Origin of the sequence: Chryseobacterium viscerum, assembly GCF_002899945.2 — a bacterium.
In the GTDB taxonomy this organism is placed as follows: Bacteria; Bacteroidota; Bacteroidia; order Flavobacteriales; family Weeksellaceae; genus Chryseobacterium; species Chryseobacterium viscerum.
In genome coordinates this window covers 354,630-367,688 of record NZ_PPEG02000002.1, presented here as the reverse complement: position 1 = coordinate 367,688, position 13,059 = coordinate 354,630, and the positions used below count along the sequence as shown (strand labels likewise).

Here is a 13,059-nt window from a genome sequence, read left to right as displayed (position 1 = left end):
CCGAAACCCGACTCTCAAACTCACTACCTCTCTTCCTTCAACCACACATCATTATATTCTTCCGGGTGGCGTTTGAACTGAGCGTGAACATATGGACACAATGGTGCAATTTTCAAATCATTTTCTCTTGCATAGGAAACCAGTCTTTCCAATAAAATTTTGGCAAAACCTTTCCCTTCATATTCTGTATTCACTTCGGTATGGTATACAGTCAGTTTTTTTCCAATGACTGAAATATCCATTTTACCTGCTTTATGATCGTCTGAGAAAAGCTGAATTTCTCCTTTTCTTCCTTCTAAAACTATTTCTGTTCTTTCCATTTTTATTTTTTTATTAAATAGTGTTTTTTTAAACGCAAAGTCTTAATGATAATCAAGCCTATTTTAAGTTGGCTAAGATTTGAATCAACAAGTTGATTCGATGAATCGCTCTGTTATAATTACCTAAAATAAGTTTACATACTTTTAATTCTTTACATTTAAATCTTTATTCAAAATTAGCATCTTTATCAATACTGGCCGATGATCTATGATAAGTTCGGAAGCGCTTCTTCTATTTTCTCACGCATTCCTTCGTATTGAACGGGAAGTTTCAGATTTGTTCCCAATTCATTCAAAGGTTCGTCTACGGTGAATCCCGGATTGTCGGTTGCGATTTCAAATAAAACACCTCCCGGCTCACGGAAGTATAATGAGTAGAAATAATCTCTGTTGATCTTCGGGGTGATACTTAATCCTGCAGCTAATACTTTCTCACGATATTCCATCAGAACGTTATCATCCTTTACCCTGAATGCAATGTGGTGATTGGTTCCGGCAGCATTTCTTCCTGCCGGAAGTGTATCATTTTCAATAATATCAACAAGATTAGCAGTTTCAATCGCATCTGTTGCCAATCTGTATCTTTCACCGTCCTGCTTCTGTAGATTATATCCTAAAATATCCGTCAGAACTTTGAGCGTAGGATCAGCTTTTCTTAAAGTCAAAGTAACATTATGAAATCCTTTCAATGCATTTTCATCCTTGATATCATCGGTTGTCCATACTTTTCTGTTGTCTTCACCGGATGGTTCTATCAACTGTAACTGAAGACCGTCCGGATCTTTAAAAGAAATCATTTTTTCTCCAAACACTTCTCCTTCTTCTGGAGTTACATTAAAACTTTTTAACCGGTTTTTCCAGAATTCAAGGCTTCCTTTTGGTACCGAATATCCGATATGGGTAGCCATTCCGCTTCCATTGGTTCCTTTTCCTATTCCTTCCCATGGAAAGAAAGTAAGGATGGTTCCCGGAGTTCCGTTTTCATTTCCAAAATAGAAGTGATACGTTCCCGGATCGTCAAAATTCACTGTTTTTTTGACCAGTCTTACTCCTAAAACCTGAGTATAGAAGTCTAAATTTCTTTTGGCATTATCTGCGATTGCTGTTATATGATGCAGACCTAATATTCTATTGTCCATGTCTTTTAATTTTGATGCTAAATTACAGTGACCAGAAATCCTATGCATTTAACTAGTTTAATAAATGTAAAACTCGTTTCCCAAAACATCTTTTAGCATACCCTTACATAAACAGCAAATACACCTTTATACAATTCTCAAAATTTTCAATTTATATTATGTTTTTCACAACCTCAATTATGATGTAATTTGAGCATTATTTGGAATGAAAAGTATGGAAACATCATGGAAAATTTTAAATAAAGAAAAAAATAAATTCTATAATTAATTGATTTAAAATACATTAATCCATTAACAATAATTTAATATTCAAAAAGTCTACTTTTTTAGTAGACTAATTAAAATTATATTATATATTTGCAAACGTATTCAGGAAATAAAATAAAATGAAGGCAGAATTCAAAAATAATTTAATTAAGAAACATACCATCAAAAATATGATGATGGCTTTCTGTATGCCTTTGCATCAAGAATATTGTGGTTGACCTTACTTTTATATGACATATTTTTTAAGGCCCTACCACGTGTAGGGCCTTTTTTTATTGAAAACGAATAACATTAATAACATAAAAATGAGCAATTCTAAAAACAAATGGGTAATTCCATTAGCGTTTACAAACATCTATGTGATTTGGGGAATTACGTTTTTAGCTATTTCATTTGGCTTAAAAGGTTTTCCGCCATTCATTCTTTCCGGATTAAGATTTCTGGTTGCCGGAATTCTGATAATAGGATATCTTCTGTCTAAAGGAGAAAAAGCAAATTCTCTGATCAACTGGAAAAAAAATGCAATCACCGGGATTCTTATCCTTACCGGAGGAACAGGGCTTGTAGCCTGGGGCGAACAATATGTAACGGCTTCTGAAGCGGCAATTTCTATTGCAACCGGCCCGTTTTGGTTCATCGCCATCGACAGAAAAAACTGGAAATATTATTTTTCAGATAAGTTTATTCCGATCGGATTGGCACTCGGATTTGTAGGATTAGTCTTCTTTTTGAAAGGAAGTGTAAACTCGAATGCCCATGCAGTCACTGACGGAAATCTCCGTATTACAGCATTTGTGGTATTGGGATTAAGTTCCATAGCATGGGTACTGGGTTCTTTATATTCAAAGAAAAATCCGGCTTCACAATCTACTTTTATGAACATTGCGCAACAGCTTATAGTAGCGGGATTAGCCTCTTTTCTGATCGCTTTTTTAAGAAAAGAATGGACTGGTTTTTCGGTTTCTGCTGTTCCATTATCGGCATGGTTTGGGGTTCTGTTTTTGATTTTCTTTGGATCAATAATCGCTTATTTGTCGTACATTTGGCTCTTGTCCGTGAAGCCCGCTGCCTTGGTAAGCACCCATACCTACATCAACCCTATTGTAACGGTTATTGCTGGCTGGATTATTGCTCATCAAAGTATCAATGGAGGTCAGCTGTATGGTTTATTCATCATATTGCTAGGAGTACTTCTCACGAATGTGACCAAGTATTTCAAACTTTCCAAACGGTCGAAGGTCAAAATCAGAAGAGTAAGGAGATTTTTAAACAGAACAGGCAAACGCTATCAGCCTATTTAAACAGTATATAAAATCAGAATGATAGAAATCAGAAACATATCAAAGACATTTCACCAGAAAAAACAGTCATTTAAAGCACTGGACAAGGTGAGTCTTACTATAGAGAAAGGAGATATCGTAGGAATTATCGGGTTTTCGGGTGCCGGAAAAAGTACCCTTATCCGTACGGTCAATTTATTGGAAAGACCGGATGAAGGACAGATTATTATTAATGGAAAAGACTTTACCAAACTGGGTTCCAAACAGCTTGCTGAAGAACGCAAAAAAATAGGAATGATCTTCCAGCATTTCAACCTTCTTTCTTCGAGAACTGTTTTTGATAATATAGCTCTTCCATTGGAGCTGGATCATACCAGTAAGGATGAGATCAATAGAAAAGTGAATGAACTGCTGAAAATCGTAGGGCTTGAAGAAAAAGCCAATGATTATCCGAGAAGCCTTTCGGGAGGACAAAAACAGAGAGTTGCCATTGCAAGAGCTTTGGCCAATGATCCTCACCTTCTGCTTTGTGACGAAGCAACCAGCGCACTGGATCCTGCAACAACACAATCTATTCTGCAACTTTTAAGAGACATCAATCAGAGACTGGGAATTACCATCCTTTTAATTACCCACGAAATGGAAGTAATCAAATCGGTCTGTAACCATGTTGCAGTGATCGACAAAGGAAAATTATTAACAAAAGGAACTTTAAGCGAGATTATTTCGGATAGAGAACATCCAATCATCCGCCAGTTTATAAATTCAGACATCATGACCCTGCCACAGGAACTCAGTAACAGACTGCAGAAAGAGCCAAAAGATGGTTTATTTCCGCTGGTCGAAATAGAACTTAACGAAAACATCAGTGTTGAACAAATTCTTTCAACTCTGTATACCCAATATAAAATCCCTTACAAGCTTTTAAAGGCTGACGTAGAATATTTCGGAAATTCCAATTTTGGTAAGCTTCTGCTGCATCTTCAGGGTGAGACAGAAGAAAACCAGCAGGCGATCTATTATTTCAACCAAAATAAAATTCAAAATACAGTAAAAGGATATGCTTAGTGATACGGTAATTGCCCTTTTGGCAAAAGGAACCTGGGAAACAGTTTATATGACATTTCTCTCCGGATTTTTTGGATTTGTGTTAGGTCTTCCGGTTGGGATTATGCTTTTTTTAACCAGAAAAGGACAACTGCTGGAAAATACCTTCTATCATAGAGGATTATCTATTTTGGTTAATATTTTCCGTGCAATCCCTTTTATTATCCTGATTGTATGGATGATCCCTTTCACCAGAATTTTGGCAGGAACTTCTATTGGAGTGAATGCTGCTCTGGTTCCATTAAGTGTTGGAGCTGCTCCGTTTATTGCAAGACTTGTTGAGAACAGCCTTATTGAGGTTCCTCAAGGTCTTATAGAAACTGCAAGAGCGCTGGGTGCTTCTCCGTTACAAATTATCAGAAAAGTATTGCTTCCTGAAGCTTTACCTTCATTAATCAACAATGCTACGATCACTTTGATAACGCTGGTAGGATATTCTGCGATGGGAGGTGCTGTAGGTGCCGGAGGACTTGGACAGGTTGGGTACCAGTACGGATATATCGGTTACGATATTGTTATTATGAATACAGTATTGATTCTGCTTGTTCTTTTGGTCTTCATCATCCAATTTATGGGAGACAGATTGTCAAAAAGGTTTGATCACAGATAATTGAGTTGGAGTGTCAGAGAGTTTGAGAGGAGATTCGGGTTTTGAGATATGAGATAAGGAGTATACAAAATTGAAAAACTCATTAGCCCTTTTGCTTACTATCATTTAAATAAAAAATTAGCATGAAAAAGATAAAGATTTTTGGTTTATTAACGGCTGGATTATTACTATTCACAGCATGTTCGGGGAGAAAAGATGACCCGAATTTTATCCGTGTAGGAATTACTTATGGACCGGAGCAGGAAATTGCTGAAGTAGCTAAAAAAGTAGCGAAGGAGAAATATAATCTGGAAGTGGAGCTTATACCTTTTAATGATTATGTAGTTCCCAATGAAGCCTTGACAAATGGTGATATTGATGCCAATGCCTTTCAGCATATCCCTTATTTAACTGAACAGTCAAAACAGAGAAACTATAACCTCGTACCTGTAGGAAATACATTTGTCTACCCTATTGTAGCGTATTCAAAAAAGATTAAAAACATCAGTGAATTGCAGGACGGCAACACTGTTGTTATTCCCAATGACCCTACCAATGGAGGTCGATCTTTACTTCTTCTGCAGAAGGGCGGTCTGCTGAAATTAAAAGCGAATGTTGGGCTTCTTCCAAAAGTCACAGATATAACAGAAAACCCAAAAGAGCTGAAAATTATGGAGATTGAAGGGGCTCAGATTCCAAGAGTTTTAGAAGACAGAGATGTTGTTGTAGGAATCATCAATAATAATTTTGCTGCTCAGGCCGGTTTAGATCAGGAAAAGCAGGGCATCCTTGTGGAAGATAAAGATTCTCCTTACGTGAATGTAATTGTTGCCAGACCGGACAATAAGAACAGTCAAAAAGTTAAAAATTTTGTCAAAGCATACGAGTCTCCGGAAGTAGAAAAGAAAGCGAAAGAAATCTTCAAAGGAGGAGCGGTGAAGGGATGGGATTGATGAGTGAGGGGGTTTGAGAGTGAGAGCGTTTTGAAATTCGGGTTTCGGGGTACGAGTTTTCCAGATTCGGATTTTACTTTTTCACTTGTGAACTTCTCCTCAATTTTTTCACCTTTACCAATAAAAATATTCAAGATCAGCTGTCTGCAAATAAGCGGGCAGTTTTTTATATCCTATTTTTTTATTTTCTCAATTTGAGATAATAAAAATTTTCTTTACTTTTGCTTTTAATCAAATAGAAAGGCATTATGTTAAAGAAAACCGTCATTATAAGTTTATTCACCTTTATTTCTGCTTCTTATATGGCTCAGACCAATACTACTCTACCCACTTATTTAGATGAATCAAAACCTGTGGAACAGCGTATTCAGGATGCTTTGTCCAGGATGACACTGGAGGAGAAAGTGGCGATGCTTCATGCACAGTCGAAATTCAGTTCGCCGGGTGTTCCAAGATTGGGTATTCCGGAATTCTGGACAACTGATGGTCCTCACGGGGTACGTCCGGAAGTCATGTGGGATGAATGGGACCAGGCAGGATGGACTAATGACTCTATTATCGCCTACCCTGCTCTTACTGCATTATCCGCAACATGGAATAAAAAAATGTCATGGAACTATGGTAAGGCTTTGGGTGAAGAAGCACGTTACAGAAAAAAAGATATTCTTCTGGGACCTGGAGTTAATATTTACAGAACTCCACTGAACGGAAGAAATTTCGAATATATGGGTGAAGATCCCTATCTGACTTCAAAAATGGTGGTCCCTTATATTAAAGGGGTACAATCTAATGGTGTGGCAACTTCAGTGAAGCATTTTGCCCTGAATAACCAGGAAATGTTCCGTCATACCAGCAATGTGAATGTGGACGATAGAACTCTTTATGAAATCTACCTTCCGCCTTTTAAAGCAGCGGTAACAGAAGGTGATTCATGGACGATTATGGGAGCTTACGACATGTACAAAGGTCAATATGCCAGCCAGAATCAGTATCTTTTAAATGATATTTTAAAGAAAGAATGGAATTATAAAGGCGTTGTAGTATCTGACTGGGGTGCCGTAAACAATACGGAACAGGCCATTCATAACGGTCTTGATCTTGAATTCGGATCATGGACCAACGGACTTTCTGCGGGAACTAAAAATGCTTACGATAATTATTATCTGGCAAAACCTTATCTTGATTTGATTAAAGCAGGAAAAGCAGATACCAAAGAACTTGATGATAAAGTAACAAGATTACTTCGTCTTGCCTATAAAACAACGATGAACCGCAACAAGCCTTTCGGAAATATTGCCTCTGAAGATCATAAAGCGGTAGCAAAGGAAATTGGAGAAGAAGGAATTGTTCTATTAAAAAATCAGGGGAATGTTCTTCCAATTGATATTAATAAGGCTAAAAAAATCGCCGTTATTGGTGAAAATGCCATTAAGATCATGACTGTTGGTGGAGGTTCTTCATCATTAAAAGTAAAATACGAAACGCTTCCTTTGGATGGTATCAAGTCCAGATTTGGAAAACAGGCTGATGTACAGTATGCGAGAGGTTATGTAGGAGATATCGGAGGTGAATATAACGGGGTAAAATCCGGACAGGATTTAAAAGATACCCGTTCTGAAGCTGAGTTACTGAATGAAGCTGTAGAATTGGCAAAAAAATCGGATTATGTGATTTTCGTAGGGGGTTTGAATAAAGCAGACTTCCAGGACAGTGAAGGAAACGACAGAAAAAGCTATGGACTTCCTTACAATCAGGATCACGTGATTTCTGCTCTGGCAAAAGCCAATAAAAACCTGGCAGTTGTGCTGGTTTCAGGAAATGCTGTGGCAATGCCTTGGATTAAAGAAGTTCCAACCGTTTTACAATCATGGTATCTGGGTTCTGAAGCTGGAAATTCCATCGCTTCCGTTCTGGCAGGTGATGCAAACCCTTCAGGAAAACTTCCGTTTACATTCCCTGTAAAGCTTGAGGATAACTCAGCACATCAGTTGGGAGAATACCCGGGACAGAAGGATGAGTTGGCTGCAGGAAAAGGTAAAGATCAGAAAAACCCTATCAATATTACTTACAACGAAGGTGTTTTTGTAGGATACCGCTGGCATGATACCAAAAATATAAAACCTCTATTCAGCTTCGGACATGGATTGAGCTATACCACTTTTGAATTTGGGAAAGCAAAAGCGGATCAAACAACCATTTCACAGGATGGTAAAATTACCTTTACAATAACCGTAAAAAATACGGGTAAAAAAGCTGGGGCTGAGGTTGCTCAACTTTATATCAGCGATTTGAAATCATCCGTTCCACGTCCTGCAAAAGAACTGAAAGGTTTCGAAAAAGTATATCTAAATCCTGGAGAACAGAAAGAAGTCGCTTTCACCATCGACAAAACAGCTTTAAGTTATTTTGATGCCGGTAAACACGATTGGGTAGCTGAACCGGGAGATTTTGAAGCATTGATTGGAAATTCTTCTGATGCCATTAAAACGAAAGTAAAGTTTACCCTTAAGTAAACAAAAACCCGAAAGTTAAGAGTGCAAAACTCTACTATTTATAATTATTTGATAGAATGCTAAACAGATTCCAATTTGGGATCTGTTTTTTATTTCTCCCACAGATCACAGAGATTACACAAATTTTAAAATCTGTTAGATCTACGAAAGTTTTTTTCTCGCAGATTTAGGAGATTTCGCAGATTTTTTTAAGATCTGCTTAATTTGTTAAATCTGTGGGAGATTTTTTAAACCATTAAGAAGGCTTAAGTTTTTAAGGAATGTTAAGGTCAAATAAATTTGAATGAAGCAGTGTGCTTAATGAATATCTTAGATATTTTCTTAATACTCTTAACAGCTTAATATACTCTTAATGGTTTAAGAATTTGTGTCTGGATAGTGTCTGGATAGTTTCTCGAGGATCAACGAAATTACACAGGTTTTTGAGATTTTCTTAATTTGTTAAATCTGCGGGAGATATTCTTTTAACGCGAAGTTTAAAAGAAAAAACATCACATTTTTAAGAGAGCAAAGAAACCAACTTCGTTGCTTAAGAAGCTTCGTGATTATATGTACGCTTGGAAAGAATCAATGAAATTGATTCCTGCTTTGCCACCTTAAAATAATAAGAAATTCAGATAAAACTTTGCGTTACTATCTAAATTATTATCCTCCCACAGATCACAGAGACTACATTGATTTTTGAGATCTGCTTAATTTATTAAATTTGTGAGAGATATTCTTTTAACACAAAGTTTAAAAGAAAAAACATCACATTTTTAAGAGAGCAAAGAAACCAACTTCGTTGCTTAAGAAGCTTCGTGATTATATGTACGCTTGGAAAGAATCAATGAAATTGATTCCTGCTTTGCCACCTTAAAATAATAAGAAATTCAGATAAAACTTTGCGTTACTATCTAAATTATTATCCTCCCACAGATCACAGAGACTACATTGATTTTTGAGATCTGCTTAATTTATTAAATTTGTGAGAGATATTCTTTTAACACAAAGTTTAAAAGAAAAAACATCACATTTTTAAGAGAGCAAAGAAACCAACTTCGTTGCTTAAGAAGCTTCGTGATTATATGTACGCTTGGAAAGAATCAATGAAATTGATTCCTGCTTTGCCACCTTAAAATAATAAGAAATTTAGATAAAACTTTGCGTTACTATCTAAATTATTATCCTCCCACAGATCACAGAGACTACATTGATTTTTGAGATCTGCTTAATTTGTTAAATCTGCGAGAGATATTCTTTTAACGCAAAGTTTAAAAGAAAAAACATCACGTTTTTAAGAGAGCAAAGAAACCAACTTCGTTGCTTAAGAAGCTTCGTGATTATATGTACGCTTGGAAAGAATCAATGAAATTGATTCCTGCTTTGCCACCTTAAAATAATAAGAAATTTAGATAAAACTTTGCGTTACTATCTAAATTATTATCCTCCCACAGATCACAGAGACTACATTGATTTTTGAGATCTGCTTAATTTGTTAAATCTGCGAAAGATATTCTTTTAACGCAAAGTTTAAAAGAAAAAACATCACGTTTTTAAGAGAGCAAAGAAACCAACTTCGTTGCTTAAGAAGCTTCGTGATTATATGTATGCTTGGAAAGAATCAATGAAATTGATTCCTGCTTTGCCACCTTAAAATAATGAGAAATTCAGATAAAACTTTGCGTTAGTATCTAAATTATTATCCTTCCACAGATCACAGAGACTACACAGATTTTTGAGATCTGCGAGAGACTATTAAGCATAAAGATTTAAAAAAAGCAGATTCCAAATTGGAATCTGCTTCTATTATATCTAACAAATTTTGAATTATTTTCCTCCGCCAGCATTTTTCTCTACATCGGTCTTTGTATTTTCTTTTACCTTCTGGTTTCCGAAACGTTTTACGAAAGTAAGAGAAACACCGTACCAGTCCCATTTTGAATACTCTCTAAAAGTTCCGTCCTGGCCGTAAGTCGTATTATCACCGTAAGGTCTTTTAAAAATATTCATCAGCTGCATGCTCAGCTCCATTTGGTTTTTTGGGAATACTTTGGTCACTGAAATATTATGGAAAACATTGGTATTATTGGCATATGAATTTCCATTATTTTCATTGGCAAGTTCCACCCACGCACTTAGATTAATGTTTTTATTGAAAAGATTCGTGTAAGATACATTCGCGGAAGCTCCCCAATAGCTGATATAATCCTTAGCTCCCAACTTATTTTTCTCGTTAAAATCTTTGTTGTTAATATAGTACCATCCAAATCCGGCGTTCACATTCAGCTTATTTTTCAGGAAGTTCTGATTGGTATTCGCAAAAAGATAATATTTTTCCACCTTTCCATCGAAGTTCCCTGGTAATGAAACCGTTCTTCCATTTTCCGTCACATAACTAGTCCAATAATCCTGGTTGGTATGCATATACCTTGCAGAAATAAAGTACTTTTTCATAATCCCGAATTTCATATAAAGACGGTCATTAGGGTTAGGATTCAAATAAAGATTTCCTCTGGAATACGTTCCGTTAATTTCAGGCATCAGGAATGGATTAAACTCCGAATACCATGGTCTCCATATACTTCTGTTATAGGTAAGACTCAGATCATAATTGTCTGAAAAACTATATTTCAGCAATAGATTGGGAAGAAAAGTTCCATATGAATCCCTTCTCTCCGTACCTGCTACATCCTGTCTTACTTTATAATCAATATATTCGTAACGAACTCCGATTCTTGTTTCCAGTTTCTTGAAGAATGTTTTGCTATAATTGGCATATACAGAGCTCAGATTATCCTCATAATGGAATCTGTCATTTTTAGAAAGATCAAAATATTCTGATTGAGGATCATTCATGCTGAATCCATAGAGATTATTGGGAATCGTGTGATTATTAACTTCAGTCTTACCTCCCACTTCAATGGTACCTCCTGATTTACCCAAAGGTTGTGTATAATCTATTTTCAGGTAATAATTACGCATCTGATTCATGCGGACAAATCCTAATTGCTGACCTTTTTTCACTCCGAATTTATCAATGGCTTCCTTATCAATTAAATTATCATTGTTATTACTGGAATAATTGGTCCCTAAATTAACATCTAAAATTCTATTTTTCTCTTTATCATAGTATTTGTAGAAGGCATTAGTCCCCAAATTACGGCTGAATCCCCATGTGTTTTGAGTCTGGTGAAAAGAATCACCGGGGCCTTTATCAGAAGAAGTCATCCCGTCAGACTCTGACAAAGATAAATTTCTGTTCTGTGAATACTCCAGCACAAGTCCGATATTATTTTTGTCATTGATTGCAAATTCTGAAGTAGAGGAAAGAGAAGGACTCTCATTTCTCATCACATTTTCCAGATTGAATTGGGTAAGCTTATTGTTTTCATACCGGTTATCCCAAGTCTGAGTCTTTTGCACGTAATTCCCGCTGCTGTAACCTCCTATAAAGGTTTGAGTAAATTTCTTCTTATGGTAATTCAGGTTAAAATTTGCGTATTGTGAGTTTTTGGTGCTCTGTCTGTTGTTAAGGGAAATACTTCCTTTCATTCCTTCATCATCCCTTTTTTTCAGGACAATATTGATAACGGACCCTGACGTTTCATACCGTGAAGAAGGACTGGTGATGACTTCTATTTTCATCAGGTTATCAGCTGGAATTGTTTTAAGATATTCTTTTAATTCCTTTCCTGTAAAAATAGATTTCCTGTCATTGATATATACTGTAACCGCCTGTCCTTCGGCTTTTACATCATCATTATTATTAATACTTACCAAAGGAGTCATTCTCAGGACGTCCCACGTTGTATTTCCTGCCAGAATTGCACTATTCGCTACATTGAATACAGTTCTGTCTACTTTAGATTCTACTGTTGGTTTTCTGGCAACCAGGGCAACAGCTTCTATTTCCTTTGTATTTCCTTTTACAGTATCCTTGGCAGCCGGAGCCGGAGCTTGCTGAGCCATTGCGAATGAACCTGCTAATATCGCTATTGGAAATAAGATAACTTTCATGTGAAATTATAGTTTTTATTATAAGACCACTATCTCACTATAAACGTTACATCAAAAAGTAAAAAAAATAAAATAATTATCTAATTTCCAGCAAGATATCAAGGTCAAATTTAAACATAAATTAAAAAACAGTGAAAATTATTCAATAAATCAACTTAATAAAAATCACTCTTGTAATAAATATTCTTAAAAAAACCATTTATCTTCAATGGAAACTTATTTAAAAATAATCAATAAAAAAGCCCGGATCTCACCCGGGCCGCTAGCAATAGCAAATTTACAAGGAATAATATTAAAAAATATGTGCTAGTTTAAATTTTCAAAATAATGGATAACCCCTACTTCCGGCAGAAGAAGTGGGTCCTTATTAAAATCAGACGCCTGATTCTTGCTGTTTTCCAGGAAAGAATTACTGAAAAGAGCGTAAGAAGGCTGCTCTGCTACTCCGTTTTTCAAAAGCTGATGGGCCTCTACAATGGTTTTCCCATATAATTTTCTGAAGTTTCCAATATTGTATTGTGAAAAAGATCCATAATGAACAATAAACTTAAGTCCAAGATCAATTGTTGTGCTTAGACTCTTACTCAGTTCTTCTATCTTCCTGTTGAAGGCACTTCTCATTTTCCAAAGCATCCCGGAAATACTTTGGTATGAAGGATTTTCATCATATCGGTAAAATAAAATGGCATCGCCCTCAATTTCGGAAATTTCAAAATACTGATCATTCACATCAATCAGTGTAGACAATAACTGTCTTACAATATACTCGCCTGTGTACAATTTTGTATTGAACACAAATTCTGTAAATCCGCTGAAATCCGGAATAAGAATGATCCCCTCTTGTATATTTGTTTTCATAGTGATAATGGATTAAAAATCTGCTTCATCATGA

Annotated in this window: 9 protein-coding genes; 5 read left to right on the top strand and 4 right to left on the bottom strand. The window is 35.9% G+C overall.

What is annotated here, in order from left to right; all coding sequences use genetic code 11:
- Positions 1-23: 23 nt before the first annotated feature.
- Together C1634_RS05295 and C1634_RS05290 are read right to left on the bottom strand one after the other, a co-directional pair.
- The gene (locus C1634_RS05295; protein WP_109738002.1) at positions 24-320 is read right to left on the bottom strand and encodes a GNAT family N-acetyltransferase; all 297 of its coding nucleotides are present in this window, start codon (positions 318-320) and stop codon (positions 24-26) included.
- A gap of 206 nt (positions 321-526) precedes the next feature.
- Positions 527-1,459 (bottom strand): ring-cleaving dioxygenase, encoded by a 933-nt coding sequence (locus C1634_RS05290; protein ID WP_109738088.1) that lies wholly within the window; start codon positions 1,457-1,459, stop codon positions 527-529.
- A 572-nt stretch (positions 1,460-2,031) separates the two neighbouring features.
- On the opposite strand from C1634_RS05290, the gene C1634_RS05285 reads away from it, so the two are divergent.
- The 5 genes from C1634_RS05285 (at position 2,032) to C1634_RS05265 (ending at position 8,168) form a co-directional block, all read left to right on the top strand.
- On the top strand, positions 2,032-3,027 hold the full coding sequence (locus C1634_RS05285; RefSeq protein WP_109738001.1) for an EamA family transporter: 996 nt from the start codon (positions 2,032-2,034) through the stop codon (positions 3,025-3,027).
- Between the two features lie 18 nt (positions 3,028-3,045).
- Positions 3,046-4,074, top strand: coding sequence for a methionine ABC transporter ATP-binding protein (locus C1634_RS05280; protein ID WP_103234639.1), 1,029 nt, complete (start codon positions 3,046-3,048; stop codon positions 4,072-4,074).
- Positions 4,067-4,723 carry a methionine ABC transporter permease MetI gene (gene metI / locus C1634_RS05275; RefSeq protein ID WP_103234640.1) on the top strand — a complete coding sequence of 219 codons (657 nt, stop codon included), beginning with the start codon at positions 4,067-4,069 and terminating at the stop codon, positions 4,721-4,723. Before C1634_RS05280 ends, metI begins: the two co-directional genes overlap by 8 nt.
- Before the next feature lie 122 nt (positions 4,724-4,845).
- Positions 4,846-5,655 carry a methionine ABC transporter substrate-binding lipoprotein MetQ gene (gene metQ / locus C1634_RS05270; RefSeq protein WP_109738000.1) on the top strand — a complete coding sequence of 270 codons (810 nt, stop codon included), beginning with the start codon at positions 4,846-4,848 and terminating at the stop codon, positions 5,653-5,655.
- 302 nt (positions 5,656-5,957) lie between these two features.
- Positions 5,958-8,168 (top strand): glycoside hydrolase family 3 C-terminal domain-containing protein, encoded by a 2,211-nt coding sequence (locus C1634_RS05265; RefSeq protein WP_394337094.1) that lies wholly within the window; start codon positions 5,958-5,960, stop codon positions 8,166-8,168.
- Between the two features lie 1,809 nt (positions 8,169-9,977).
- Here C1634_RS05265 and C1634_RS05260 read toward each other — a convergent pair.
- Together C1634_RS05260 and C1634_RS05255 are read right to left on the bottom strand one after the other, a co-directional pair.
- The gene (locus C1634_RS05260; protein WP_103235569.1) at positions 9,978-12,167 is read right to left on the bottom strand and encodes a TonB-dependent receptor domain-containing protein; all 2,190 of its coding nucleotides are present in this window, start codon (positions 12,165-12,167) and stop codon (positions 9,978-9,980) included.
- Positions 12,168-12,473: 306 nt separating this feature from the next.
- Entirely contained in the window at positions 12,474-13,025 is a 552-nt protein-coding gene (locus tag C1634_RS05255) for a DUF2652 domain-containing protein (RefSeq protein ID WP_109737998.1), read from the bottom strand.
- Between the last annotated feature and the right edge of the window lie 34 nt (positions 13,026-13,059).

Coding starts and splice junctions, on each gene's coding strand:
- C1634_RS05295 (WP_109738002.1), bottom strand. CDS start 320: ATGGAAAGAACAGAAATAGTTTTAGAAGGAAGAAAAGGAGAAATTCAG.
- C1634_RS05290 (WP_109738088.1), bottom strand. CDS start 1,459: ATGGACAATAGAATATTAGGTCTGCATCATATAACAGCAATCGCAGAT.
- C1634_RS05285 (WP_109738001.1), top strand. CDS start 2,032: ATGAGCAATTCTAAAAACAAATGGGTAATTCCATTAGCGTTTACAAAC.
- C1634_RS05280 (WP_103234639.1), top strand. CDS start 3,046: ATGATAGAAATCAGAAACATATCAAAGACATTTCACCAGAAAAAACAG.
- metI (WP_103234640.1), top strand. CDS start 4,067: ATGCTTAGTGATACGGTAATTGCCCTTTTGGCAAAAGGAACCTGGGAA.
- metQ (WP_109738000.1), top strand. CDS start 4,846: ATGAAAAAGATAAAGATTTTTGGTTTATTAACGGCTGGATTATTACTA.
- C1634_RS05265 (WP_394337094.1), top strand. CDS start 5,958: ATGGCTCAGACCAATACTACTCTACCCACTTATTTAGATGAATCAAAA.
- C1634_RS05260 (WP_103235569.1), bottom strand. CDS start 12,167: ATGAAAGTTATCTTATTTCCAATAGCGATATTAGCAGGTTCATTCGCA.
- C1634_RS05255 (WP_109737998.1), bottom strand. CDS start 13,025: ATGAAAACAAATATACAAGAGGGGATCATTCTTATTCCGGATTTCAGC.